Origin of the sequence: Paenibacillus sp. FSL E2-8871 (assembly GCF_038000345.1) — a bacterium.
Taxonomy (GTDB): Bacteria; Bacillota; Bacilli; order Paenibacillales; family Paenibacillaceae; genus Paenibacillus_AQ.
In genome coordinates, this window is sequence record NZ_JBBOBV010000001.1 from 272,622 (window position 1) to 298,555 (window position 25,934).

Genomic DNA, 25,934 nt, shown 5'->3' on the forward strand with positions numbered 1-25,934 from the left:
ACAAATAGATTAAAATCAAAACAAACAAAAATAAACAAAAAAATAAACATTCAAAAACGGAGGTATTCACAAATGGTACAAAGTTTATGGGATTCTGCACGGGGAAAAGTCATTAACGGAGGTCTGGATGCACTGGTCTATCGCTCCAATCTGTTGGGTGAAGATCGTAGAGTCTGTAATTTTGGAGGAGGGAATACCTCTAGTAAAACTATAGAATTAGATTTCCGTGGTCGTGAGGTTGAAGTCATGTGGGTGAAGGGTAGCGGCTCTGACCTAGCTACGATGAAAGCAGGCAATTTTACCGGATTGCGGCTTGAGGATATTGCGCCATTGTTTGATCGGGAGGAAATGCCTGATGAGGAAATGGTGGCTTACCTCGCGAATTGTATGATTGATCCTAAGCATCCGCGTGCTTCAATTGAGACGCTGCTGCATGCTTTTTTACCATTCAAACATGTAGATCATACGCATCCAGATGCGATTATCAGCTTATGCTGTGCTCATAACGGTAAAGATATTGCGCGGGAAATCTATGGGGATCGTTTCGTATGGGTGCCTTACATTCGTCCTGGGTTCACTTTATCCAAAATGATCGCTGAAGGCGTACTTGCTAATCCTCAAGCAGAATTGGTGTTGATGGAGAAGCATGGCCTCGTGACTTGGGGGGATACGCCGGAAGCTTGTTACGCGAAGACGATCTCTATCATTAATGAAGCAGAGCGTTACATCCAAGATAGAATTGAAGATGGGAACCTGTTCGGAGGTTGCAAATCGGAAGCGCTTCCGGAAGAAGAGCGGCGGGCTGTAGCAGCTGCAGTGATGCCATTGATTAGAGGCGCAGTCAGTGATGAGCGCAAAATGATACTGACCTTCGATGATGCAGAGGATGTGCTGCGTTTTGTAGGTGGAGTTAACTCGGAGAAATTATCCAGTGTAGGTGCAGCTTGTCCGGATCATTTGGTACATACCAAAATGCTGCCACTATTTGTGAATTGGGAACCAAATGCCAGTGATATTGATGGTTTGAAGACGAAGCTGAACGAAGCGATTACCGCATACAAAGAGCAGTACAAAGCGTACTTCGATCGCAATAAGCATGAGGGAGATGTAATGTTCGAAGCCGCACCGCGTGTGATTCTAATTCCTGGAGTGGGAATGATCAACACAGGCAAAAGCTGGAGCAACTCTAAAATTAGCGGTGCCTTGTATCACCGGGCGATTGCTGTTATGCGCGGAGCTACCGCATTGGGAGATTTCGTCTCTCTAAGTGAAAATGAATCGTACAATGTGGAATATTGGCCTTTGGAATTATATAAATTATCGCTGGCACCAGCAGAAGCAGAATTCTCGCGAAAGGTTGCGTTCATTACTGGTGGCGCAGGAGGAATCGGGAGCGAAACCGCTCGTCGACTAGTGTCCGAAGGGGCGCATGTTGTGCTGGCAGATCTCAATCTGGAGGGCGCACAGAAAATTGCCGAGGAGATTAACGATAAATACGGTGAGAATCGTGCGTTCGCTGTTAAAATGGATGTAACGCAGGAGGAGCAAGTTACCACAGCTTATGCAGATACAGCACTCTTTTATGGCGGAGTAGATATTATTGTGAACAATGCTGGGCTTGCGACTTCCAGTCCTTTTGATGAGACTTCATTAAAAGAGTGGAACTTGAACATTTCCGTGCTAGGAACTGGATATTTCCTCGTTGCACGTGAAGCCTTCAAGGTGATGAAGGAGCAAAAGATCGGCGGTAGCATGGTATTTATTGGCTCTAAGAACTCTATATTTGCTGGAAAAAGCGTATCGGCTTACAGTTCTGCCAAAGCACTCGAAGCACATTTAGCTCGCTGTATTGCAGCTGAAGGTGGAGAGTTCGGTATTCGCGCCAATACAATTTTGCCGGATGCCATTCTACAAGGCTCAGCGATTTGGAATTCGAACTGGCGGAATGAACGGGCTGCTGCTTACGGGATTGAGCCGGATCAACTGGAGGAACATTATCGTAAACGCACAACACTGCTTGTAAATATTTATCCACGTGATATTGCTGAAGGGGTGGCCTTTTTCGCTTCATCCAAGTCAGAGAAGACTACGGGCTGCATGCTGACGATTGACGGTGGAGTGCCGGCAGCTTTTACTAGATAAGTGGAAGATGGAATATAGATAGATATAACGGAGGGAAGCCATGCTGATTGCAGACAGATATGAAAGAATCGTAGAACTAGTGAATGAACGTGGCAGCATTCGTGTCTCTGAACTAAGTACATTATGCCAAGTGACGGAGGAGACCATCCGCAGGGATCTTGATCGCTTGGAAAAGGCGGGGAGGCTGCTACGCTCGCACGGCGGTGCAGTCAGTCTACGTGATCGTCAGCCAGAGACGCCATATGCTGAACGTGAAATTATGAACGCAGCGGAGAAGCAGCAGATTGCTCGTGAAGCAGTGATGATGATAAAGCCGGGAGATCGGATTTTGCTGGATGCTAGCACAACTGCATGGTATATGGCCTCACATTTGCCGGATATGCCACTAACTGTACTGACTAATTCTATTAGGGTAGCTGCGGAGTTAAGTGGGAAGGAACGAATAGATGTGATCTCAACTGGCGGTCAACTGAGCCGCAGATCGATGTCCTTTGTTGGTCATTTAGCCGAGCGTTCGCTTGAGTTGTATCACGTGGATAAGATGTTTTTTTCTTGCAAAGGATTTCATCTCGAACGCGGCGCCAGTGAATCGAATGAGCTGCAAGCGATGGTGAAGCGAAAGATGATTTCTATTGCGGAGCAGGTGATCCTACTTTGTGACTCCAGCAAATTCGGAATTCAAGCGTTCACACATGTTGCCACGACTAGTGAACTGGATGTTGTGATAACGGATTACAGCCCTGCCACAGAACAGCTAAAGCAGCTACAGGAGCTGAACATCGCAATAACAACCGTGTAGAAAATAGTGTTGCAGGAGGTGAAGGCATGAAGGTATCGATGTTTATTACTTGCATCAGTGATGCTGTGTACCCGAAGGTCGGAGAAGCGATGGCACGTCTGCTTGCCAGATATGGCGTGCAGCTGGATTTTCCCGAAGTGCAGACCTGCTGCGGACAGCCTGCGTACAATAGTGGCTATTGGAATGAGGCACGTCAAGCTGCACTTACGATTTTGCAGGCTTTCGAAGACAGTGACTTTGTCATTGCTCCTTCCGGGTCTTGCACCGGGATGCTTCATCATTACCCGAAACTGTTTCAGGATGATCCGATTAATTTGGTCAAGGCGCAGAATTTGCAGCGTAAATCCTATGAGTTCAGCCAGTTCATGGTACAGGTGCTTGGCGTAACGGATCTAGGGGCAGTATTTCCGCATAAAGTTACCTATCATCCTTCCTGTCATGGCACTCGGATTCTGGGGATTCGTGATGAGCCTATGTTACTTATGCAGAATGTGAAGGCGATGGAGCTAGTGCCATTACCTTTTGCTGAGGACTGTTGTGGGTTTGGTGGAACCTTTGCCGTGAAGATGTCTGATATCTCCGGGGCGATGGTCACCGAGAAGTCAGATCATGTGCTGGAGTCGGAAGCAGAAGTCTTAACGGGTCTGGATATGGGCTGTCTCATGAATATTGCTGGGAATTTGCGTTATCGCCACAAACCGGTCCGAGTCATGCATTTAGCAGAGCTACTGTATGAGGGGGTGAGTGGACAATGAGTCAGAATGCCGCTCAGACTAAATCGGAATCGAATCATGTGAAGCCAGCTACGGTAAAAGAGCGTGCCGACTTGGCGCTGAATAATGACTTTTTGCGCAAGGCGGTTCGCTTTACTACGGAAAGGCTGCGTGACGGGAAACAGAAAGCGGCGAACGATCATGGACACTGGGAAGAATGGCGCGAACGTGGGCGGCAAATTCGCCTGCATACGATCGCTCATCTGGATTATTACTTAAATCTATTTGCGAACAATGCAAGAGCGAACGGCACGCATATTCATTTTGCGGCAACGGGTGAAGAGGCAGTGAAGATTGCTTTAGAGATTGCACAGCGAAAACAAGCGGCTTCCGTGGTCAAATCAAAATCGATGGTGACTGAGGAGCTGCATTTGAATACGGCTCTTGAATCCATTGACGTGGAGACGATTGAGACAGATCTTGGCGAATATATTATCCAGCTTGCCGGAGAAACTCCGTCTCATATCATTATCCCAGCCATCCATAAAAACCGCTATCAGATTGCTGAGCTGTTGTCCAAGGAGGCAGGGGAGGAGCTTTTGCCTGAGACTACAATCCTTGCAGGATTTGTACGGCGCAAGCTACGGGAGAAATTCCTAGAAGCTGATATTGGGATGACGGGATGCAATTTTGCGATTGCAGAGACAGGTTCCATGGTGCTATTCGAGAATGAGGGCAATGCTCGCATGGTCACCACCTTGCCGAAGACGCAAATCACTTTGATGGGGATGGAGCGGATTATTCCTTCTTGGAGCGACCTTGAGGTGATGGCTACGTTATTACCTCGTTCAGCAACTGGCCAGAAGCTAACAGTGTATATGTCCGGTATTTCAGGACCCCGTAGAAAGGATGATGGGGACGGGCCGGAAGAGCAGCATATTATTATCCTTGATAATGGTCGATCTGAGCAGCTCGGTGATCCAGAATTTCAGGAGCTACTGAACTGCATCCGCTGTGGAGCTTGTCTGAATGCCTGCCCTGTCTATCGTCATATTGGCGGTCATGCCTATGGTGGGACTTATAGCGGACCGATCGGAGCAGTGTTGACCCCAGCGCTGAACAAAAATGTAGATCAATGGGATGATATCGCAGGTGCATCGAGTCTATGCGGTGCGTGTTATGAAGCTTGTCCAGTCAAAATCCCTCTGCATGATATGCTTATCTATTTACGGCGACGTAAGGTAGAGAGAGGTTATGGAGACAAAGCGGAAGGTCTTGGCATGAAAGGTTTTGGTGCGATTATGGCGAAGTCACAACGATTCAGTAGTGTGATGAAAGTAGGCAGAATCGGACAAAAGCTACTTGTGAGAGACGGCGGAATTCCGTCAAAGCTTGGGCCGCTGAAAGGCTGGAATAACTACCGGATCGCTCCGAAGCTGGCGGATGAATCCTTCCGCGAGAGCTGGAAAGAGCTGCAGGAGGAGTTAGACCAAAATAGTCGCGAGATGGACCCGTCGATACAGAAACGGATGGAAGATTTATTAGCGAAGCGGAAGGCGGAAGAACTGAAAGGAGAGCCCGGATATGACTGAGGAAACGCACAGAGAATGGCTGGAGCGTATGGATCATGATTCTCGTGAGAAACAGCAGGCATTCATGAACGATATCGCTCGTCGCCTGAAGCGGCCAAGAACGACTGCGGCTCCGTTACATCCTTTTCGCGGTGCTCCAGATTATTGGCAAGAATTCCAGTGGAGTCCAGAAGAACGCATCGATCAATTTACTGCGAATTTTCAAAGTGCAGGTGGACATGTGTTTCGCATGGCAACGATGGATGAAGCTAAAGCTTTTATCGTCAATAAAGCGAGTGATATGCTCGCGCGTTATATTCTTCGGCAAAATGTAGCTGAGCTTGAGGAACTTCGTCTAGAAGAAGAACTTGTAGATACGCAGGTATCTGTCTGGAATACGGATATGCAAGAAGCATGGAAAGCTAGGGCGGCGGAAGCCGATATTGGGATTGTGATCGCGGATTATGCAGTTGCTTATACAGGCTCTATTACAGTGTTATCTTCTGCGGATAAAGGGCGCTCTGTCAGCCTGTTGCCAACCGCATTAATTGCCATCGTTCCGCTGGAGCGGCTGAAGACTCGTCTGGGTGAGGTGTTTATTGATTTTGATGAAGCGGGACAATCGGGTCTCCCAGCAGGTATTCACTTTATCTCTGGACCTAGCCGTTCAGCGGATATTGAGAATGATCTGACAATAGGTGTGCATGGCCCTGGAATCGTATTCGCCTTGCTGGTAGGCTGATGAGGAGATAAGGAGTGTTGTTTAAGAATGAATGCTAGGGCACATAAACAGGGTCAGAATCACATTGCTATTGATATTGGAGCCTCTAGTGGGAGAGTCGTTTGCGGAACCTTGCAAGAACCGGAAGGAACCTTATCATTAACAGAAATTCACCGTTTTAGTAATGGGTTCTCTGAGAAGAATGGTAATCTTTATTGGGACGTCGATTATTTATTTGCTGAAATTGTAAAAGGCTTGCAGAAGGCGAAGTCAAAAGGAATTGAGCATTGTACCGTCGGAATTGATACTTGGGCCGTGGATTACGTACTTCTAGATCAGAAGGGTACACGAATTCATGAAGTTTTTTCTTATCGTGATTCCCGAACAGATGGAGCGGTACAAAGCGTACACCGCAATATATCAACTGAAAGCGTTTACCAAAAGACGGGAATACAAGTTCTCCCGATTAATACGTTGTACCAGCTGTTTGTGCATGATCAGGCAGATCTTGAAGCAGCACATTCAATCCTGTTGGTCCCTGATTATCTCTACTATCGGCTTACGGGACGAAGAATTAGTGAAGTCACGAATGCTTCAACCACGGGTCTGCTGAATCTGCAAACACGGGATTATGATACTGATTTACTGGCACTGCTTGGTCTTTCAAAAGAGCAATTCCCCCCCTTAACGGAACCTGGGGAACATATTGGTTGGTTGACTGATGACTTGGTGGCACGCGGTGATCTTCCAGATTGTGAGTTCATAGCAGTTGCCACACATGATACAGCATCAGCTGTACTAGGCGTTCCTGCAAGTAGCGACAAATGGGGATTTCTCAGTAGTGGTACTTGGTCCCTCATCGGGGTGGAACGAGCTTCAGCCATTACAAGTCCCGAGGCGATGGAACGTAACTATACGAACGAATGGGGCGCCTTCGGTTCGTTCCGTTTTCTTAAGAACATAATGGGGATGTGGCTGATCCAAAAGGTTCGTGAGGAATATGGCGGGCAATACAGCTTCAGCGAACTAGTAGAGCTGGCTGAGCAAGAGATTCCTTTCAGATCCATCATCTACTGCAATGATGAACGATTCATGAATCCATCCAACATGATCAGCGAGATACAGAGCTATTGTGCGGAAGTCGGACAGTGGGTACCAAAGACACCAGGGGAGATCTCCAGATGTGTGTTTGACAGTCTTGCTCTTTCTTACTATTTCTATGTTCAGGATCTTCAGCTATTGACCGGCGAGAAGTGGGAGCGGCTGCACATCGTAGGCGGAGGGGCGAATAATGGATTGCTATGCCAAATTGCGGCGGATTTACTAGAGATGGAGATTTACGCTGGTCCAACGGAATCCACCGCATTAGGTAATGTAGTTATGCAAATGATCAGTGTGGGTACGGTCACAGATATTAAAGAAGCAAGAGAAATTATATATCGTTCCTTTGATGTAACAATCTATATTCCACAAGAGATGGACTCTTCCCTAAAAACCGCGGCATTAGCTGAGTTTGCTCGACTGCAGGTCGTATAAGAGTAACTAATAAAGTAACCGAGAATACATGGGATGACTATTAGATAGCTATGGATGAGCAAAAGAGGTACAAAAATCCCCTACATTGAGCATAAAAAGCGAAAAACGAGCAAAAGAGGGGTATAAATCCCCTACATTGAGTGTAAAAAGCGCAATACGAGCAAAAGAGGGGTATAAATCCCCCTCATAGAGCGCAAAAAGCGGAAAACGAGCAAAAGAGGGGTATAAATCCCCCACATTGAGCGTAAATAGCGGAAAACGAGCAAAAGAAGGGTATAAATCCCTCTCATTGAGCGTAAAAAGCGGAAAACGAGCAAAAGAAGGGTATAAATCCCCCTCTTTGAGCGCAAAAAGCGAAAAACGAGCAAAAGAGGGGTATAAATACCCCTAAATGAAATCACTAAGAAAATATCAGGAGGCTCAAGCATGGTGCAGAATACAGAAAGCTTAAAGAACATTCAGACGAGCTATAATGAGGCGAAAAAGCTCTACGCACAGCATGGCATTGACGTAGATAAAGTATTAGAGCAGCTTGCAGCAATCAAAATTTCATTGCACTGCTGGCAAGGAGACGATGTAAAGGGCTTCCTGAATAAGGAAAAGGAACTAAGTGGCGGAATCGCGGTCACGGGCAGTTACCCGGGGCGAGCTAGAAATCCGGAGGAGCTGCGCCGTGATTTGGAGCAAGCACTAGCACTTATCCCCGGACGTCATAAAGTTAATTTACATGCTATTTATGCCGATACGGAAGAAACTGTAGATCTTGATGCGCTAGAGCCTAAGCATTTTGAAAGATGGGTGCACTGGGCTAAGGAGCAGGGGCTTGGATTGGATTTCAATCCCACTTGCTTCTCTCATGAAAAAGCTAATGATGGCTTCACACTAAGCCACTCGGATCCTGAAATCCGCAACTTCTGGATTGCTCATTGCAAGGCTTCACGCCGAATCTCCGAATCTTTCGGTCAGGCACTAGGTCAGCCTTGTGTAACCAACTTCTGGGTTCCAGATGGATATAAAGATACACCGATCGACCGTCTGTCACCGAGAGTGCGACTTCAGCAATCACTGGACGAGATCTTCAGCGAGGAGATCGATGAGCGATATAACATTGATGCTGTAGAAAGCAAGTTGTTCGGAATTGGTTCAGAAAGTTATGTGGTAGGTTCGCATGAATTTTATATGGGTTATGCACTAAGTCGGGGCAAAGCGGTTTGCTTCGATGCTGGGCATTTCCATCCGACCGAGACCATCTCGAATAAACTATCCTCTTGGCTGCTGTTTGGTGATCAATTGTTGCTGCATGTTAGCCGTCCAGTACGCTGGGATAGTGATCATGTGGTGACTATGGATGATGAACTGCTGGAGATTGCTCGTGAACTAGTTAGAGGTCAATTCCTAGAAAGAACTCATATTGGACTCGATTTCTTTGACGGAAGTATTAATCACATTGCCGCTTGGGTGATCGGAACACGTAACACAATCAAAGCTCTGCTACGTGCGATGCTGGAACCGATAGAGCTATTGAAGCAAATTGAACTGGATGGGGATTATACTACTAGACTTGCACTGGTAGAGGAATTGAAATCTTATCCGTTCGGAGCTATTTGGGATTATTATTGTGCGACGAATGGTGTGCCTGTCCGAGAAAGTTGGCTGAGCGATGTGAAGCAATACGAAGTAGATGTTTTATCAAAGCGATAAAGTACTTGTTATGGCGGTTACCACACGGTAGCCGCTTTTTATGTTCATGATTAGTACTTATTTGAAAAGATATGTGATCTCTGCTATGTTTTATCAAAAAGAGAGAGAGGCGTTATTATGGAGAAATATGGACCGAATCCGAATGTGCTCTATCCGAATGAACAGATCAAAAGCATCTGTTATATCAAAAATGTGATTACAAGAAAAAATATTACGATTGGCGATTATACGTATTATGATGATATAGACGGTGCCGAAAAGTTTGAGGAGCATGTGACTCATCATTATGATTTTATTGGTGACAAGCTTATTATTGGGAAATTCTGCGCGATTGCCAAAGGTATTGAATTTGTCATGAATGGTGCGAACCATCGAATGAATTCTGTTACGACCTACCCTTTTAATATCATGTCTAATGGCTGGGAGCATGCGGTTCCAGAACTATCAGATTTACCCTTAAAAGGAGATACGGTGATTGGCAACGATGTGTGGATTGGGCAGAATGTTACGGTTATGCCGGGTGTACATATTGGTAATGGAGCCGTCATCGCGGCCAATTCAACAGTTGTCAAAGATATCCCGGCTTATAGTGTCGCTGGAGGAAATCCATGTAAAGTAATTAGACAACGTTTTGATGATGAATTGATCGAACATCTAGAAGCGCTTAAGTGGTGGGATTGGGATGCCGAGCGTATCTTTAAGAATCTTGAAGCGTTATGCAGCAGTGATTTGAATAAAATCAAAGAAATTAAATGATATTGTGTAAGTTTCATAGAACGAGCTATAGTTTATCTTAAAGATATAAATAATAGCTGAGGGTATACTGACTGTATGTACTTCATATGAACCTTGCGGAGGGAAAATCTAATGAAGAAAGATGATGATAAGATCACTGCGGAACTCACAGCAGAGAAGTTTCCATACAGTAAAGAGAACGAGGAGATGGTGACGCGGAATTTTTGGACTAAAACTAAAAAGTTCGCAGGCAAGATCCCATTTACTAAAGATGCTATTGCGATGTATTATTGCGCAGTCGATGCAAAGACCCCTTTATGGGCAAAAGGAATTGCCTTCGGAGCGTTGGCTTATTTCATCTCCCCGATTGATGCGATACCCGATGCGATTCTCGGCCTTGGATTTACAGATGATGCAGCGATCATTGCAGCAGGCATTAAAGCGATATCTGGTCAGGTAACCAACGAACATAAGGAAAAGGCCGAAGCATTTTTTAATGGGGAAAAATAAAAGGTGCAGCTTTGAGCTACACCGTAATATTTGTACCTTCTGGACAGCTTTCTGCGGAAAGCTGTTTTGTTTTGTAAACCTCGCCCCAGTCTTTCATGAGTTTAATAATAGGGGTCAGTGTCTTGCCAAATTCAGTTAACGAGTATTCGACTTTCGGGGGAACCTGATGGTAGACCTCACGGTGAACAACTCCATCTTCTTCCAGCTCTCTAAGCTGCAAGGTTAACATGCGTTGAGTGATTCCTGGGCATATCCGGCGAAATTCGTTAAAGCGTTTCGTTCCATCCATCAAGTGATAGATGAGAATCCCCTTCCATTTTCCTCCTATAACATCGAGCGTAAATTCCACAGGGCAAGCTTCCTTATTTCCCCCTGGGAAATCTCCGAATCCACCTTTTCGATCACGCATAGCCGTTCAACTCCCATAGTATCATTTTGTATACTACATAACATTAATGTGCGTACTTTTAAAGAAGTGATATATATTCTAATATTAAGCATGAGAACGGCAAACAGTCAAATAGGCCGTTGATTCTAAGCAAATAAAAGGAGTGTTAAATATGGATACTTTATCATTAAACAAGAATGAAATCCTGTCTGCTTACCAGTTCAGACATGCAACTAAAGAATTTGATAGTCATAAAAAAATTAGTGAGTCAGACTTTCAGTTTATTCTGGAAACAGGACGTCTGTCACCAAGTTCATTCGGATTCGAGCCTTGGCGTTTTGTCGTAGTACAAAGTCCGGAAATACGTGAGAAATTACGTGCTCATGCCTGGGGAGCACAAAAGCAATTGCCAACCGCAAGTCATTTTGTATTGATTCTCTCACGTCTTCCTAAAGATATGGCTGCTGATTCAGATTATATTAAAGGGATCATGGAGCATGTGCAGGAGCTACCTCCAGAAGTGATGGAAGGGAAAGGTAATATGTTCGATAAGTTCTTGAAGGTTGATTTCGGATTGATGGAGAATGAGCGTGCAATGTTCGAATGGAGCTGCCGTCAGACTTATATAGCCCTTGGTAATATGATGACATCAGCCGCTTTAATCGGAATCGATTCTTGCCCAATGGAAGGTTTCGATAAGGCGAAGATAGAGCAAGTTCTTACCGAAGAGGGGATTATGGATGCCGAACATTTTGGAATCTCCTGCATGGTAGCCTTTGGGTATCGATTGAATGAACCACGTGGAAAAACAAGACAAAGTGCAGAGCAAGTCGTTCAGTGGGTTTAACTAAGCTGGAATCTCATTTTTGAGCTGCATAACGAAAATAATTAACCTGCAAAGTCTCCGGCATCTTGGAGATCATGCAGGTTATTTTTGTTTAATTCTTACAAGATTCGAAAAGTAATTGAAATTTTCATGAAAACTCTGATACTCTTATTGAGGTGACCCATTTTAAGCTTTATCGAGTTAATTTAATAATGAAGGGATCCTGCATCATGAAAATCATTCGCATAATTATCCAAGTGTTCCTGCTTTATTTGTTCTACTTGGCTGGAGACTTCCTGCAAAAGCAGCTGCATCTTCCCGTTTCTGGGAGTATCGTCGGATTACTTTTGCTCTTTGTTTTATTGCTATTCAAGGTTGTACCAGTGAAGTGGATTGAAGATGGTGCAACAACAATATTAGCTTATCTTCCGTTATTTTTTATTCCAGCGACGGCTGGGATCGTGAAGCATATGGATATTTTTAGTGGAAGAGGTTTGCTCTTAATCTTGATTCTTATCGTTAGCAGCGTCCTCACAATTGCAGCAGCAGCACATACGAGTCAATGGCTTTCAACCTTGAAAGGAAAGAGCAAGGCGGGCTGGAGCAGCAAGAGCTTAAGCGAAAAGGGGAAGGAATTATAATGTTTTTTATCGCGACAGGAATTGTCCTGCTTAATGTTGCTATTTATTTGATGATGTCCGTAATTTATAGACGTTTTCGGTTTCCTGTACTGATTCCCGCGTTAACAGCAACAGTCCTTGTTGTAGCAATACTTCTATATTTTCATATTCCGTATGATACATATATGATAGGCGGTCAGTGGATCAATCAGTTACTCGGTCCTGCTGTAGTGGCGCTAGCCTACCCATTGTATAAACAACGTAATGTGTTAGTTGAGAATCTTCCAGCCATCCTGGGGGGAGCGATTGCAGGTCTGTTATTAGGAATGTTTAGTGGTCTGCTTTTGGCAGCTGGTCTAGGATTCTCTAAATTGTATGTTCTGTCCATTTTGCCTAAATCGATCACAACACCTGTGGCGATACAAATCTCAAATGGTTTAGGTGGGGACTCCTCGCTAACCTCCGTATTTGTAATGATTGCCGGATTTACAGGTGCGATTGGCGGTCCTCTCATTATTAAACTGTTTAAGATTCGAAGCGAAGTTGGGATTGGGATCGGGTTAGGAACGGGTTCTCATGCACTTGGAACTGCAAAGGCACTGGAATACGGTGAACAGTCAGTTTCAATGAGCTCCGTAGCGATGACCGTTTGTGCTATTGTCGGTTCATGTATCGGTCCGGTGGTAGCTTGGATCATGTACCCTTAAATTCATTCATCGTAACTATGTTTGCAAAACACTCCATCGGGTAACTATAACTAAGGAACAAATAAAGCAAAGCACCTGAGGAGGATTTCACATGTCAGATTATTCTCAAGATGAAGCGGAAATCCGCAACAAGGAAAATAAAGACGGCGATTCATTAGCTGAAATTAAGAAGATGGAGAATGGTGTGGACATCGAGCCAGAAGCAGACGATTGGGTAGCCAAGCCTGCAGAGTCCTCGCATCCTGATCCGCTTCCTAACGATTTGGACTAAATGATTCGGAAGACAGGCTGTCCTTCATTGGGCAGTCTGTTTTTGCTTGAGATGATTTTAACAATTATTGTATAATGAATTCAGGTACAACCTCATCAGAGAGTTTTCTCCAAGTTCCTAGTAGTTTTTCGCAAATTTCACAGATCTCAGCCATTCATGTAGCAGGGAGGAAATGAAATGCGTAGTCGGAATGAGAACAGCCGATATCGGCAAAAACGTGGTGAGGCCCTTGCAGGCAACTTTGAGAAAAAGTATGGTTCAAACTTTGGCGTACGTAGTGAACTTACAACGGATACGTTAAAGAAACAAGACGACGACCAGTTGCTAATATCGGCTCAGAATCATGAAGAACGGCTTAAACCATAAGCGTGGATGGATAGAGAATCCGCTTTACTCTTTATAATTTGTAATGAAGACATAACCTTTGGGTTATGTCTTTTTTGTTGCGCATATCTCCTGAAGGATTAAGGCATAATAGGGCCGGATGGATATTAAAGAAAATAATGACAACTAGGAGCGGTGTATAAACATGATGACTTCTATATTTTCTTCAAGCGGAGATTCTGCGATGGCAGTGGCAGGCCAATATTTCTTTTATTTTATGATCTACTCTTTTTTAGGCTGGGTATTGGAAGGTGCATATAACTTATATAGTAATGGAAGCTTTCGCAAAGAAGGCTTTCTAAAAGGCCCTTTTAAACCAATGTATGGATTTGCACCACTGCTTCTATTGATTGCCAGAGACTTAACCCTGCCTTTCCCAATTTTCCTCCTGCTTGCGTTAGTCGTTCCTTCAGCTGTTGAATACGTAAGTGGTTGGCTGCTAAAAACTGTGTTTCAAAAGCAATGGTGGGATTATTCAGGGATGTCTTATCAACTGCAAGGGCATATTTGCCTTCGATTCTCCCTATATTGGTGGGCGCTATCGGTAACTTGTGTATATGGGATTCAGCCGTTTATGGAGCGTTTGTATTCACTAGTCTATAATGTTTGGGGAATTATATTTCCTTTCGTGGGACTCTATCTTATGGCTGATTTATTGTGGACTTGCTGGAGTCGGTATAGAAGTGAGAAGACCCCCCAATATCAAGATTAATGATGCCTATATGGGCATAATAAGCATTCTTTTGTATATGAAGCACAAACATTTCAGTGACAAGCATTTCGATCTTGCATATCAGTTTTGTGTCGTAAATAATATAGCCATATATTAAATACTAGACGGACTGGTGGAGATTACGATGACAGGGAAGATTCTAGTAAGCGCATGTCTGTTAGGACATAAAGTGCGTTATGATAATGGTGATGTGCCGTGTCTCGATGCTCGTTTCTTGAAGTGGTATGAGGAAGGGCGTTTTGTCCACATTTGTCCTGAGGTAGTCGGAGGGTTATCAACGCCTCGTCCTGATGCCCAACGGCAAGGTGAGCGGGTGGTAACAGGTGCAGGTCTGGATGTTACGGAACCTTTTATGAAAGGTGCTCAAGCAACGCTGAAGCTGGCTACAGAACATCAAGTTACATTAGCGATATTAAAACAGGATAGTCCTTCTTGTGGTAGTCTTTATATTTATGATGGTACTTTTAGGGATACGAAGATGTCAGGAGAAGGTACAACTACGGAGTTATTACGGCAAAATGGCTTTAAAGTGTTCGGCGAAGATCAACTAGATGAAGTGGAGAAAGAACTTGCTCGTATGGAGGGGTAAGTCATTCTTAAAGTAATAAATCGAACTCACGTTACATAGTGTGTATAAGGGGAACGAAGCAGTGTCCTTGGGAGAGGAAATGCCGTCCGAAGAGCCATCCTTCATTTGGGATTGGAGGCGGACGCAGATGAGTATTGATCAGCTCATTTCATTGCTTGTTCTTGTCATCATGATCGTACAGCTTGCCGGCTACAAAGGGAAACATTAAGTTCAAAGTCTCACCTCATTGTAACTGCTTCCGGACCTCAGAAAGTATTGAGCCGTTCGGAAGCTTTTTTTGTTCCACGCTAAGCATATTGCTGATTCTAAAGGATTCCATCAGAGAGATGTCTAATATATACATAATGTGGGTTTTTGGGAAGCCGGAGGAAAATAGGATGATGTTCTACAAAACGGTGTGAGAGGATGGATGAATAGCGTGCCGATGTCTGAGTATTATCAGGAGATCCGAGGAAAAGTGGGTTCAGAGTTATTAATGATGCCTTCCGTAGCTGCAGTAATAAGAAATAAAGAAGATGAAATTCTATTTATTCGAAAACCTGAAGAGTCCTTGTGGGGATTGCCAGCAGGCGCCATCGAGCCAGGGGAACGGCCGGGAAGAACTTTGCGCAGAGAAGTATATGAAGAGACTGGATTAATGGTGCATCCTACTTCCATTCTTGGGGTTTTTGGTGGAGGGAAATATAGATACGAATATAACAATGGAGACCAGGTGGAATATACAGTCATCGTATTTGAGTGTTCTATCATCCGTGGAACGCTGAGAGCAATGGATGGAGAAGTCGAAGAATTTAAGTTCTTTAAAGAGAGTGAGCTGCCCGAGATGGCCATTCCCTATCCAGTGGAGATTTTCAAGAAAGACCGCGAAGTGGCAAAAACGATATTTGAATGAGCTGGAGAGGTGTAACTCATGAAGACTTTTATTTATATGATTAGGCACGCAGTATCACCTTTTGTGCTTGGAGATGAGAGGGAACGAGGATTATCTGATAAAGGGCATGAGGACGCATATAGAATTAAAGAACTATTGGCGGAGGAAGAGATCACACATTTTGTCTCCAGTCCTTATAGACGAGCCATCGATACAATTAAGTATTTGGCTGAAGCTTCAGATCAAGAAATTAAGCTGTATGAGGAACTTAGAGAAAGAGCCATCGCAAGTGTGGAAATTGAGATCAGTGAACAAGAATTTCTTCAAGGTATCCGGACATCATTCATAGACTTACAATATAAAATGCCGAATGGAGAAAGTACTCAGGAAGCGCAAGAGCGTGCGATTCCTATCATGAAGCAATTAATCGAGACGCATAAAGGCGGCAAAATTGCACTAGGTACCCACGGGAATATCATGACCATTATCCTGAATTACTTCAATAAAAAGTATGGTTATGAGTTCTTTGAACAGACTTCGAAACCAGATATTTATAGGCTGGAATTTGATGAATTTGAGCTTACTAGTGTGGAACGAATGTGGAACCCCGAAGTACTGAGCAAATGAAGTATTTTATTAAGCTTAATTCGTTAAGCGTACTTTATGCCTTTATGTTGTTTGTCGTAATAGAGCTCATAGTAAATATTTATCGTATTAGTAGAATTTCCGGCTTGGAGCTGGATAAAGTGAATAACTTGCAGCTTATCTTCATATTTGTGATGTTTATATTTTTTTCTATAGGGTTTGTTTGGATGACAAAAAAATATTTGAGCGGTAAAAAATCCATGTATTTCACTACGATCCTGTGGTTTCCCTATTTGGCTCTGTTTATTAATTTATTCGCAGCATGGTTCCCAATTACAGAAGCTGCGGATAAACCAGTCCCGGTAACGGGGTTAATCATAATAGGGGCCATGATTATTTATCCGTTTTATATCGTGATGATTAATATTATATCAAGCATAAATTTCAAGTCAGACGCAGGATAGAGGATGGAAATGAGAGTCAATGCTTTAAAAGAAAGAGTTATTTATGAATGCATCTGCTTAATTGTTATTGTACTGGGGTTATGCTCTAGAGCATTCTCGGAACAGCTACCTTTGTTTGTAACGAGACATTTTGGAGATGCGCTTTGGGGCAGCATGGTTTACTTTATATTTCGTGTACTGCTAGTGAACCGGAAGCTTTGGATCGCTTTTATGTGGAGCCTGATGTTTAGCTTCGGCATAGAATTTAGCCAACTGTATCAAGCAGAGTGGATCAACAGCATCCGTGCTACCGTACTCGGTGGGTTGATTCTCGGAAAGGGATTCCTATGGATTGACCTTGTTCGATATACCGTTGGAATTACGCTTTCTTACGGACTGGATCAATACTTTCGCCCAAAATTGCACCGAATAGATAAATAGCTTTCAATGGAGATGAACCTAAAAATGGCAAATAGCTTGATTGTAGTATGCTTGCTTACAATGATTATTCATACAGCAGAAACCTTATCTTATTCGGTAAGATACGCCGGGGTGAAGCTGAACAAGATAGCTATTGCTTTGTCTCTGACAGGCATTATTGTTCTCGTGTCAAGAACTGCAAACATGATTCAAGCTCCACTGACGGCTAAATTCGTAGATTATGCCAAAATACATTCTGATTTCCCACTTCTTAATTACTTGAGAATTATATTGTTAGCTTCTTCATTAGGGACATTAATTGCCATTGCTATTTTCCCTACTTTTGTAGGCTTGTTTGGGAGAATCATCTCAAAGCTTGAAATCGAAGGTTCTATTCCCAAGCTGCTTACGAGCGTAACGATCGGGCAGTTAAAAAATACTAGAAAATACATAAGAAAACCAAAAGTGAATCTATATAACTTCAGATACCTGGGGATTCCTAAACGTTTTATTGTTATGAATGTTTTTGTTACAGCCTTTTACACCGTAGGGGTCATATCATCTTTGTATGCTGCTCATCTAATGCCTCAATATAGCACGACTGCTTCTCAAGCCTCAGGATTGATTAACGGAATGGCGACTATACTGCTGACCATATTTATCGACCCACAGCTTGGTCTTATTACCCATAAAGCCACTGAAAATGTAGAATACCGTGATCAGCTAGGAAAAATATATGTGGTATTGATGGGTTCACGATTTATAGGTACTATATTTGCTCAGCTCCTAATTGTGCCCGCAGCCCAACTAATTAGTATGTTAGTGAAGCTGATATGAGCTGGTGGGAGCGAATCATTATGGAAGCTTAGACTCTGCAGATCGCAGAGCTAGGGAGATCTTCTGCTCCCAGCTGTAAATATTCTGATGCATGTCATGAATTCGTTTCATTTGCTCATAGGATATTCTCATTTCTGATACTGCCTTAATTGCATCCCCTTGTTTTACAGCCGACTTATATTGTTTATCTGCTTCTGAACGAACTTTCTGTGCTACAGCGATATTCTTGTTCTCGGCGGTGATTTGCTTCTTCAGAGCTGTGATTGGTGCCAGAGCATCTTTGATAGGCTTGATCTTGGCAGCTGTTTGCTTGCGGGCAGTTGCCAAAGCGTCTGTCTTGGCCTTAATTTCAGTTCGAGCGAGTGTTACCGCAGCTTTGAGCTTATTGCGTCTTAGATCCAGGAGAGTGGCTGTCTTAAAGTCCTTAGCTTTCTTGGCTGCGGTAGACTGCTTACTGAGTGTGCTGTATTGGTCCAGTAGAGGAGCATGTTTCTTCTGAGCCGACGTTGCTTCAGATGATAAACGACTCAGCAGAACCTTATCTGTTGACTCTATGACAGAGTGAATAGATTTCAGTGTTTCATTGTTCTGCTTACGTAGCATTTGAATTTTTGAGCTATCGGACTTGAGGGCTACTTGAAGCGAGGTATAATTACCATGGAGACCGTTAATGTCATCTAAGGCTGAATCCCAGTCTGTACCTGCAGAAGCTAATGTAAGGTTGATGTTGAGGAGAGCTACTACTAGGATTAATTGGACAAACCTCTTTAAATAACTAAAATTGTGAATAAACATTCATTTCAGCTCCTTAATTAGTCTATGTGCGCAAAAAAAGCACCTCCAAGATAGGCATGAATGCCTATCTTGCGAGGTGCTTCTCCCGCAGAAATATAAATGATACACTTACTATAACTTGAAATTAATGGATAGTCAATCCGAAAAAGAACATTTGTTTGCTTTTTTGAAATAATGAAACATAAGGAGAGTCAAAGATGAATTCACATCTAGATCGAATGCATGATCGAGTGGCCTTAATAACCGGAACCTCTAGTGGATTTGGACTGCTCACAGCCCTTAAACTAGCAGGACAGGGATTCAAAGTTGTAGCAACCATGCGCGATTTGAGTCGTAAAGGCGAGCTTGAACAGCAGGCAGAGCATGCAGGACTCTTGAAGCAGCTTCATTTTATGACCATGGATGTTACCGATAGTGATTCTATACAGGCGACTATAACCTCAGTACACGAAACATTCGGAAGAATTGATGTTTTGGTAAATAATGCAGGCTTTGCTATAGGCGGCTTCATAGAAGAGATATCCATGGAAGAATGGCGTCAGCAAATGGAGACGAATTTTTTCGGATTAGTCGCGGTGACAAAAGCTGTGCTGCCAGTTATGCGAGAACAGAAAAGTGGTACGATTATTAACGTGGGGAGTATAAGCGGGTTGTCCGGGTTTCCGGGGTATGCTCCATATGCAGCTTCCAAATTTGCAGTAGAAGGATTCAGTGAAAGTCTGCGTCATGAAATGTCTCCTTATGGAATACGTGTAGTATTAATTGAACCTGGCTCCTTCCGTACTTCGATTTGGGGAAAAGGAATGGCACAAATTCGTCAAGTCGAGGATTCTCCTTATAGAGACCGTCTGGACGCTGTGCTACGATATTCCAAGCATACCGCTGAAACTGCGCCTGATCCAAAGCAAGTGGCAGATCTCATCGGTCGTATTACTGAAATGAAGTCACCAAGGCTTCGGTACCCTATCGGCAAAGGCACCCGGATCTTGATCTTAGGCAAAACGCTGCTCCCGTGGAAATGGCTGGAGAGAATTATTGCGAAAGAATTGAGGTGATGGAATGGAGCAATCCATAAACTTAACAATCATTAAACTCATTGGATATGTATCCAGTTTGATGACCGTTTTTTTATGGTTTATATTTATATTCATTAATCCGTATGCTGAGGTTACGAATCAATCCAGTATTATAATAAGTATGGTAATGTTGGTGTTGCCTGCCGGATTACTTGCGATAGGTGTCTCTTTAAACAGAAGCCTTCTCATGCTTCTCGCCTTTATTTGGAGTTTTCCATACAGTTTATATATGTTATTAACGCCGGGAATCTTCAGGTTGTTCGGGATTACAAGCTTAATGTATTTATTGTGTTTTGTGTTATTTAGAATCATCAAGATCAGATTTTGAATAGAATTGAGGTGTGCTGATGCTAGATTCGTCAGGACTACATATTTGCTTCGATCCAGCAGGCCGTGAAATTGAAATCCTTGATGTTACTCCAGTCGGTAAAGATAAATACCGCATCGAAGAGACGCCGATCTTTAATCCAAGTGTTACAATGGGTGATATTATACGGGTGAAAGAAGAGCTAGGGACCTATTACTATCAGGAAACTGTACAGAAATCTCATTTCAAAAGGTACGCTTGGCTCCTCAGTAAAGAGGCTGTTGATTCAGCAGCCATTTCTGCTTTTAAACAACGGATCACAGAGAATGATGGGAAATGTGAACAGATCTTTGGCGGTTTGTTGGTTATTCATATTCCTAAGAATACTATGATGGACGTAGATGGGGAAATGAATCGCATTATTGAGCGGTTTTAGAAGTGTGGGTACGTAAATATTAACGAGTATGAATAAGAAAAAAAATGCTGCTGCATGAAATGCAAGGAAGCTTGCATTTCATGCAGCAGCATGGAGAATAGGTGAAACGGTTTAGACAATCTGAGCGATACAATCTATACTTATTTTATTTCTTTCATAAATGTCTTAAAATTTTCTGCGATTTCTTTTGATTTGGTATGGTGCAGATAATGTCCTGCATCAAGTTTTACCAATTTTCCTTGTACGGAATTTTTGACTTGCTCTTCATGCAATGATATCCAATCTTTTAAGAGAGTATCATCCCCTTGAACAAAGAGCAAAAGGGGGAGATCCTTTGGAAAAGTTGAATTTAGAGCCCCTTTATAATTAGAAGACATATGTTCCACTTCATTTAAGTTAGTGTAATTATAAGTGTTTCTAAGCGTAAGCAATCTCAATTGTTCTTTAGTTTCATCATCAAACGGCAATTCAGTATAGGGATTTCCACTTGATTTAAATAACAATCTGCCCAAGCCTGATTTTCTAAGTAGTTTTAATTTTCCTGTTGGTATTTTAACACCTATTCTGTCTTCCGTTGCAATACTATTATCAATCCCGACAAATGCACTCACTTCGTTTGGATATTTGTTCACATAATTCAAACTGTACATACCGGAAATAGAGTGTGCCATTAGAATATAACGGTCAATATTAAGCTGCTTTACAGCTTCATGAATTTCACTCACAATGTTTTCTGTGGTTCGCTCTTTTTCAGTTCTATCACTTAATCCATAACCGAAAGGCTCAATCACAACAACTTTGTAAAATGGTGATAGTTCATCTATTAACAGCTTAAAATCAAGTCCCGGTGCCACCGTTCCATAACCAGGTAAGAGCACGACTGTCTCTTCACCATTTCCTTGAATCAAAACGTTCATATTTTTACCATCGACGCTTACAGACTGACCATAGGGTTTTATTTTAGCTTGGTCCGATTTATTGAGAAAAATATTAGCGACAAAAACAGTCACTAGAAAAAGCACTATTGCAGTAGCTAAAGCCCCTAAGGAAATAAGAATAATTTTAAGCGGTTTATTCATCCTTTTTTTTATAACCTCTTCTTCTGGTTTCACTTGCATCTTCTCCTGTTCTAATCGCTTTATTCTAGCTATCTTAACGAGTTGCTAAAGGAAGCTTACCCGATGAAGATGAACTATACATGACGACAATATGAACTGAATATGAACGAGCGAAAAAAACTACAGCACCACTCGTAAGGGATTTAGATATTCTGAGTACCCATAAAATGAATATGAGGTGAGCAATTATGTTGAAATTTATCAAACAATATTTGCCTAGTGTTGCTATCGCAGTGGTCCTATCTTTGTTTGTAAGAACTTATGTTGCTGAAGCCATGAGGGTTCCTACTGGCTCTATGATTCCTACAATTGAAATTAATGACCGTCTAATCGTTGAAAAAATGTTATGGATGACGACACTCGATCATGGAGATATCGTCGTGTTTACGCCTCCGGTAGCAGGTGATGAGAATAAAAGATATGTAAAGCGGTTGATAGGGTTGCCAGGTGATACCATTGAAATTAAAGATGGAGCCCTTTATACAAATGGAACAGAGATCAATGAACCCTATCTTAATGAGCGGATGAACTATACTTTTGGACCCGTTACGGTTCCGGCGGATCATTACTTTTTTCTCGGAGATAACCGGAATATAAGCTATGATGCTCATCTCTGGGCTACTCCTTTTGTAGCGAAGGATCAGTTGATTGGAAAAGTGATAGCGGACTTTAGTATTCCTTTTTAGGTGATGTTGCGGGGGTCTTTTGAACTAATTGAAAGTGTTAATGAGACTTTAACCATATTGTGACTTTGGAATAATTTAGCTATCCTTAAGGTAAAATATACCTATTGATAGGAAGGGTGCAGAATTTTGAAAGCTCATGTCACGGATCTCAAACATGGCGATTGTCTTATGTTGGACACTTTTAATAGTGTTGGTTTACACGTGCTCCCAAAAGGGACAATTGTTTACCAAGAAGAAATCACCCTCCTGATGAGACATCGTATCGATTATGTCGATATTGAACCTCGCAGCATTGCGATGGATAATGAGGGAACGAATCTGGAGCAAAGCCTAAATGGAAACTTTGATCTAGCGATCCAAAACTATGAATCTATTTTTCTAGAAGCACTCAGCAAGGGCAGTTTCACGCAGTCAGATGTTGATCTTACGTTGCAGCCCTTGCTGGAAAAAATGGATGAACATAAGGATGTAGTTTCCTTATTGCTGTTGCTTGAACGAGAAGACGTTGGTACATACAATCATTCATTACAGGTCGGGCTGCTATCATTTTACATAGCGACTTGGTTAGGTTATACGAAAGAAGAACGCTACGAGATTAGCCGGGCAGGGTATTTACACGACATAGGAAAAAGTCAGATCGACCCATCTATCTTAAATAAGACGGGGATCTTAACCCCTGAGGAAACTGAAGAACTAAAGCGTCACACTTCGTATGGATACGATATTATTCTTAAATCTATGAATGACGAGAAGACCGCTCTGGTGGCGCTTCAGCATCATGAATTCGAGGATGGGACTGGTTATCCTAATATGCTTCGTAAAGCGGACCTGCACCCGTATACACTGATTGTGGCTGTTGCTAATGCCTATGTTGGGATGACCTCTGCAAGAGTGAATCAACCCAAACAAGGGCTGATTACCGTTCTGCGCAAGGTGCATGAGCTGGGCTTTGGCAAGCTGAATGGAAATGCGGTACAAGCTTTGATTGGACATTTACTGCCGAACTTCGTAGGTAAAAGTGTTCAGCTTAGTAACGGAGAGCAAGGTACGATTATTATGAACAACCCTTTGGATATTTTTAAACCGTTAGTGAAAGTAGATGAAACTACGTTTAGGGATTTATCCAAGGAGCGAAATTTGACTGTTGAGGAAGTATTTATTTAACGAATAGTTTTGTCTGAATAAATGGAAAGGCTATCTCCTGATTCAAAATCAGAGGATAGTCTTTTTATGTTATAATCGAAATTGGGTTAACGACCCTTTAATATGAAGTAGGAGAGTGCTTATCGTGATTATCAAGTTCATTCGTTTACGTTAATTCGAGGTGCAATTCAATGATACCAACATCCATTTATTTCAAAATGTGACGGGTCTTATTTAAGTGTGCATTCTTTGATTACCAAATTCGAATGAAATGAGGAATAAACAATGAGCGAAAAGATATTTAAAGTAAACGGAATTGATATATGTTCGGATAGTTTTGGAGACCCCAGCAATCCTGCAATATTACTAATTATGGGTGCCACTTGTTCAATGGTTTATTGGGATGAGGAGTTTTGTCAACGATTAGCAGATACAGGACGATATGTTATAAGGTATGATAACCGGGATGTGGGACGTTCTGTTGTATATGAGCCTGGGAGTTCTAATTATACGGTAATTGATATGGCCGATGATGCTGCTGGGTTACTTGACGCTTATAATATAGAACAGGCAAATATCGTTGGGATGTCCTTAGGTGGAATGATTGCACAAGTCCTTGCTATACGTCATCCCCAAAAGGTTCTAACCTTAACATTGGTCGCATCTAGCATTTTTGAATCTGATGATAATGACCGGAACTTACCTCCAATGGATGAGAGGATCCTCGCTTTTCATGCCAATGGAGCTAGTCTGGATTGGTCAGATGAAGAAGCGGTCGCAGATTACTTGGTTTCCGGTTCCAGTATACTCTGTGGATCAAAACATAAATTCGATGAGAAAAGAGCGTATAAACAAGTTAGGATGGAAATAAAACGTGCAAACAACTTGCTCAGCATGTTTAATCATTCGCTTCTTACAGGAGTGGATGACTACGAGGGGAAGGCGAAAAATATCATGGTTTCTACCTTAGTTATCCACGGTACAGAAGATAGCATACTTCCCTTGGAGCATGGTCTGGCGCTTGCCGATGAAATTCCTAATGCGTCGATACTAACCCTAGAAGGAACGGGTCACGAAGTTCACCCAGATGATTGGGAAACAATAATTAATGCTATTTCGAATCATACATTAGGCAGTAATAGTTAACGAGGCTTAAATAGTTAGATAAAGAAGGGTTACAATACGGTGATGCCGATTGTAGCCCTTTTTCTACTTCTCCTTAGGAATTAAAGCGTTTAACTAATTTTTCCTTATGTGCAGTAAATGCCTCTTCTAAAGTGATACCATACAAATCGGCTAACAAGGCTATATTTCCTAGCACATCACCAATTTCCTCAATCAAGTCTTGTTTCAGTTGCTCTGGTGGAGGGGTAGATTCATCTGGGCGATCTCTTCCGATTTCATAGGAGCGTACTGCCCGTGCAACCTCACCGGTCTCTTCCATAAGAAATCCAACCCGTATAAAAGGACCATAATCGGTCCAGCCTCTTTGTCCATAATAATTTTTAATCCATTTCTGCACTTCATTGATCTCCATATTATGTAGCACTCCTTAATCTTTTATATGATTTATTCTCCAACATATAGTATATTAGATGTCGGATATTATCAATATATAGTTTGGAGATGAGGATTTGAAATCAATTTGTGTTTTTGCAGGATCGAATTTAGGGGTGCATGAGGAATATAAAGTCAAAGCTGTTGAACTTGGAAACTACATGGCTATGAACCAATATCGCTTAGTTTACGGGGGATCAAGAATTGGATTAATGGGTGAGGTCGCCAATGCTGTTTTGAACGGTGGAGGTGAGGTGATCGGAGTTATGCCTAGGGGATTGTTTAATGGAGAGATGGTACATAGAGAATTAACGCAGCTGATAGAAGTGGACGATATGCATGGACGAAAAGCAAAAATGGGAGAATTGGCGGATGGGTTTATTGCTTTACCCGGCGGTTTTGGGACGTATGAAGAGCTGTTTGAGGTTTTGTGCTGGTCACAAATCGGTATACATAAGAAACCGGTAGGGGTTTTAAATATCAGGAATTATTTTGATCCTCTGATGAATCTAATTCAACACAGCATTAACGAGGGATTTTCTAACGCTTCGCATCTTAGTTTGTTAAATATAGATCAAGAACCCTTGGAACTATTAAAAAAATTAGAAAGCTATCTCCCTCAAACGTTGGAACAAAAGTGGAAACAGCTTAACTAGAGAACAGTTACTGTAACAGATGAAAGGGCTGCCGAGAGGGAGCTCTTTTTCTGCTAAT

The 25,934-nt window shown here is 42.6% G+C and carries 32 protein-coding genes; 28 read left to right on the plus strand and 4 right to left on the minus strand.

Features of this window, described 5'->3' with window-relative positions:
* Positions 1 to 72 precede the first annotated feature (72 nt).
* The 9 genes from NYE25_RS01180 (at position 73) to NYE25_RS01220 (ending at position 10,428) form a co-directional block, all read left to right on the plus strand.
* The gene (locus tag NYE25_RS01180) at positions 73 to 2,142 is read left to right on the plus strand and encodes a bifunctional aldolase/short-chain dehydrogenase (RefSeq protein WP_341144903.1); all 2,070 of its coding nucleotides are present in this window, start codon (positions 73 to 75) and stop codon (positions 2,140 to 2,142) included.
* A gap of 40 nt (positions 2,143 to 2,182) precedes the next feature.
* On the plus strand, positions 2,183 to 2,941 hold the full coding sequence (locus tag NYE25_RS01185; RefSeq protein ID WP_042187090.1) for a DeoR/GlpR family DNA-binding transcription regulator: 759 nt from the start codon (positions 2,183 to 2,185) through the stop codon (positions 2,939 to 2,941).
* A gap of 26 nt (positions 2,942 to 2,967) precedes the next feature.
* Positions 2,968 to 3,696 carry a (Fe-S)-binding protein gene (locus NYE25_RS01190; RefSeq protein ID WP_042187093.1) on the plus strand — a complete coding sequence of 243 codons (729 nt, stop codon included), beginning with the start codon at positions 2,968 to 2,970 and terminating at the stop codon, positions 3,694 to 3,696.
* Positions 3,693 to 5,246 carry a LutB/LldF family L-lactate oxidation iron-sulfur protein gene (locus NYE25_RS01195; RefSeq protein ID WP_341144904.1) on the plus strand — a complete coding sequence of 518 codons (1,554 nt, stop codon included), beginning with the start codon at positions 3,693 to 3,695 and terminating at the stop codon, positions 5,244 to 5,246. The genes NYE25_RS01190 and NYE25_RS01195 overlap by 4 nt, the downstream gene beginning before the upstream one ends.
* Positions 5,239 to 5,967, plus strand: a complete 729-nt coding sequence (locus NYE25_RS01200) for a LutC/YkgG family protein (protein ID WP_341144905.1) — start codon at positions 5,239 to 5,241, stop codon at positions 5,965 to 5,967. The genes NYE25_RS01195 and NYE25_RS01200 overlap by 8 nt, the downstream gene beginning before the upstream one ends.
* 27 nt (positions 5,968 to 5,994) lie before the next feature.
* Positions 5,995 to 7,482, plus strand: a complete 1,488-nt coding sequence (gene rhaB / locus NYE25_RS01205; RefSeq protein WP_341144906.1) for a rhamnulokinase — start codon at positions 5,995 to 5,997, stop codon at positions 7,480 to 7,482.
* A 426-nt stretch (positions 7,483 to 7,908) separates the two neighbouring features.
* Positions 7,909 to 9,183 carry an L-rhamnose isomerase gene (gene rhaA / locus NYE25_RS01210; protein WP_339802697.1) on the plus strand — a complete coding sequence of 425 codons (1,275 nt, stop codon included), beginning with the start codon at positions 7,909 to 7,911 and terminating at the stop codon, positions 9,181 to 9,183.
* A gap of 117 nt (positions 9,184 to 9,300) precedes the next feature.
* The gene (locus NYE25_RS01215) at positions 9,301 to 9,939 is read left to right on the plus strand and encodes a Vat family streptogramin A O-acetyltransferase (RefSeq protein ID WP_076283041.1); all 639 of its coding nucleotides are present in this window, start codon (positions 9,301 to 9,303) and stop codon (positions 9,937 to 9,939) included.
* A 111-nt stretch (positions 9,940 to 10,050) separates the two neighbouring features.
* Positions 10,051 to 10,428 carry a YkvA family protein gene (locus tag NYE25_RS01220; protein ID WP_076298449.1) on the plus strand — a complete coding sequence of 126 codons (378 nt, stop codon included), beginning with the start codon at positions 10,051 to 10,053 and terminating at the stop codon, positions 10,426 to 10,428.
* Between the two features lie 16 nt (positions 10,429 to 10,444).
* Here NYE25_RS01220 and NYE25_RS01225 read toward each other — a convergent pair whose 3' ends face one another.
* Positions 10,445 to 10,837 carry a winged helix-turn-helix transcriptional regulator gene (locus NYE25_RS01225; RefSeq protein ID WP_060622450.1) on the minus strand — a complete coding sequence of 131 codons (393 nt, stop codon included), beginning with the start codon at positions 10,835 to 10,837 and terminating at the stop codon, positions 10,445 to 10,447.
* A gap of 151 nt (positions 10,838 to 10,988) precedes the next feature.
* Between NYE25_RS01225 and NYE25_RS01230 the strand changes: the two genes are divergently transcribed.
* From NYE25_RS01230 to NYE25_RS01290, 13 genes are all read left to right on the plus strand, one after another.
* Positions 10,989 to 11,663 (plus strand): NAD(P)H-dependent oxidoreductase, encoded by a 675-nt coding sequence (locus tag NYE25_RS01230; protein WP_149644076.1) that lies wholly within the window; start codon positions 10,989 to 10,991, stop codon positions 11,661 to 11,663.
* 209 nt (positions 11,664 to 11,872) lie between these two features.
* On the plus strand, positions 11,873 to 12,283 hold the full coding sequence (locus NYE25_RS01235) for a CidA/LrgA family holin-like protein (RefSeq protein ID WP_076283039.1): 411 nt from the start codon (positions 11,873 to 11,875) through the stop codon (positions 12,281 to 12,283).
* Positions 12,283 to 12,969 (plus strand): LrgB family protein, encoded by a 687-nt coding sequence (locus tag NYE25_RS01240; protein WP_042187114.1) that lies wholly within the window; start codon positions 12,283 to 12,285, stop codon positions 12,967 to 12,969. Before NYE25_RS01235 ends, NYE25_RS01240 begins: the two co-directional genes overlap by 1 nt.
* A gap of 91 nt (positions 12,970 to 13,060) precedes the next feature.
* On the plus strand, positions 13,061 to 13,240 hold the full coding sequence (locus NYE25_RS01245) for a hypothetical protein (protein WP_042126589.1): 180 nt from the start codon (positions 13,061 to 13,063) through the stop codon (positions 13,238 to 13,240).
* A 177-nt stretch (positions 13,241 to 13,417) separates the two neighbouring features.
* On the plus strand, positions 13,418 to 13,606 hold the full coding sequence (locus tag NYE25_RS01250; protein ID WP_341144907.1) for a hypothetical protein: 189 nt from the start codon (positions 13,418 to 13,420) through the stop codon (positions 13,604 to 13,606).
* Positions 13,607 to 13,769: 163 nt separating this feature from the next.
* Positions 13,770 to 14,336: a putative ABC transporter permease gene (locus tag NYE25_RS01255; protein WP_341144908.1), complete on the plus strand. Its 567-nt coding sequence runs from the start codon at positions 13,770 to 13,772 to the stop codon at positions 14,334 to 14,336.
* A 145-nt stretch (positions 14,337 to 14,481) separates the two neighbouring features.
* A complete protein-coding gene (locus tag NYE25_RS01260) occupies positions 14,482 to 14,946 on the plus strand; it encodes a DUF523 domain-containing protein (protein ID WP_341144909.1) in 465 nt (154 codons plus the stop codon).
* Positions 14,947 to 15,007: 61 nt separating this feature from the next.
* Positions 15,008 to 15,154, plus strand: coding sequence for a hypothetical protein (locus tag NYE25_RS01265; RefSeq protein WP_156113097.1), 147 nt, complete (start codon positions 15,008 to 15,010; stop codon positions 15,152 to 15,154).
* 210 nt (positions 15,155 to 15,364) lie between these two features.
* Positions 15,365 to 15,838, plus strand: coding sequence for an NUDIX domain-containing protein (locus NYE25_RS01270; RefSeq protein WP_042193681.1), 474 nt, complete (start codon positions 15,365 to 15,367; stop codon positions 15,836 to 15,838).
* Positions 15,839 to 15,856: 18 nt separating this feature from the next.
* Positions 15,857 to 16,444, plus strand: a complete 588-nt coding sequence (locus tag NYE25_RS01275; protein ID WP_341144910.1) for a histidine phosphatase family protein — start codon at positions 15,857 to 15,859, stop codon at positions 16,442 to 16,444.
* 185 nt (positions 16,445 to 16,629) lie between these two features.
* On the plus strand, positions 16,630 to 16,866 hold the full coding sequence (locus NYE25_RS01280; RefSeq protein WP_341144911.1) for a hypothetical protein: 237 nt from the start codon (positions 16,630 to 16,632) through the stop codon (positions 16,864 to 16,866).
* Positions 16,867 to 16,875: 9 nt separating this feature from the next.
* On the plus strand, positions 16,876 to 17,286 hold the full coding sequence (locus tag NYE25_RS01285; protein ID WP_341144912.1) for a ribosomal maturation YjgA family protein: 411 nt from the start codon (positions 16,876 to 16,878) through the stop codon (positions 17,284 to 17,286).
* Positions 17,287 to 17,310: 24 nt separating this feature from the next.
* A complete protein-coding gene (locus NYE25_RS01290; RefSeq protein ID WP_341053925.1) occupies positions 17,311 to 18,102 on the plus strand; it encodes a lipid II flippase Amj family protein in 792 nt (263 codons plus the stop codon).
* An 18-nt stretch (positions 18,103 to 18,120) separates the two neighbouring features.
* Here NYE25_RS01290 and NYE25_RS01295 read toward each other — a convergent pair whose 3' ends face one another.
* Positions 18,121 to 18,897 (minus strand): hypothetical protein, encoded by a 777-nt coding sequence (locus NYE25_RS01295; RefSeq protein WP_076283032.1) that lies wholly within the window; start codon positions 18,895 to 18,897, stop codon positions 18,121 to 18,123.
* A gap of 197 nt (positions 18,898 to 19,094) precedes the next feature.
* On the opposite strand from NYE25_RS01295, the gene NYE25_RS01300 reads away from it, so the two are divergent.
* Together NYE25_RS01300 and NYE25_RS01305 are read left to right on the plus strand one after the other, a co-directional pair.
* Positions 19,095 to 19,952: an SDR family oxidoreductase gene (locus NYE25_RS01300; RefSeq protein WP_341144913.1), complete on the plus strand. Its 858-nt coding sequence runs from the start codon at positions 19,095 to 19,097 to the stop codon at positions 19,950 to 19,952.
* Positions 19,953 to 20,320: 368 nt separating this feature from the next.
* The gene (locus NYE25_RS01305) at positions 20,321 to 20,716 is read left to right on the plus strand and encodes a DUF4265 domain-containing protein (RefSeq protein ID WP_341144914.1); all 396 of its coding nucleotides are present in this window, start codon (positions 20,321 to 20,323) and stop codon (positions 20,714 to 20,716) included.
* A gap of 140 nt (positions 20,717 to 20,856) precedes the next feature.
* Here the strand turns inward: NYE25_RS01305 and NYE25_RS01310 are convergent, their stop codons facing one another.
* Positions 20,857 to 21,834, minus strand: coding sequence for an alpha/beta hydrolase (locus NYE25_RS01310; RefSeq protein ID WP_341144915.1), 978 nt, complete (start codon positions 21,832 to 21,834; stop codon positions 20,857 to 20,859).
* 188 nt (positions 21,835 to 22,022) lie between these two features.
* Between NYE25_RS01310 and lepB the strand changes: the two genes are divergently transcribed.
* From lepB to NYE25_RS01325, 3 genes are all read left to right on the plus strand, one after another.
* Positions 22,023 to 22,520: a signal peptidase I gene (gene lepB, locus NYE25_RS01315; RefSeq protein ID WP_341144916.1), complete on the plus strand. Its 498-nt coding sequence runs from the start codon at positions 22,023 to 22,025 to the stop codon at positions 22,518 to 22,520.
* A gap of 126 nt (positions 22,521 to 22,646) precedes the next feature.
* Positions 22,647 to 23,684 (plus strand): HD-GYP domain-containing protein, encoded by a 1,038-nt coding sequence (locus NYE25_RS01320; RefSeq protein ID WP_042187147.1) that lies wholly within the window; start codon positions 22,647 to 22,649, stop codon positions 23,682 to 23,684.
* A gap of 264 nt (positions 23,685 to 23,948) precedes the next feature.
* Entirely contained in the window at positions 23,949 to 24,809 is an 861-nt protein-coding gene (locus NYE25_RS01325; protein WP_341144917.1) for an alpha/beta fold hydrolase, read from the plus strand.
* Positions 24,810 to 24,882: 73 nt separating this feature from the next.
* On the opposite strand, the gene NYE25_RS01330 is transcribed toward NYE25_RS01325, so the two are convergent.
* On the minus strand, positions 24,883 to 25,200 hold the full coding sequence (locus NYE25_RS01330) for a MazG nucleotide pyrophosphohydrolase domain-containing protein (RefSeq protein WP_076283026.1): 318 nt from the start codon (positions 25,198 to 25,200) through the stop codon (positions 24,883 to 24,885).
* Between the two features lie 97 nt (positions 25,201 to 25,297).
* On the opposite strand from NYE25_RS01330, the gene NYE25_RS01335 reads away from it, so the two are divergent.
* Positions 25,298 to 25,876, plus strand: a complete 579-nt coding sequence (locus tag NYE25_RS01335; RefSeq protein ID WP_341144918.1) for an LOG family protein — start codon at positions 25,298 to 25,300, stop codon at positions 25,874 to 25,876.
* The last annotated feature ends 58 nt before the right edge of the window (positions 25,877 to 25,934 follow it).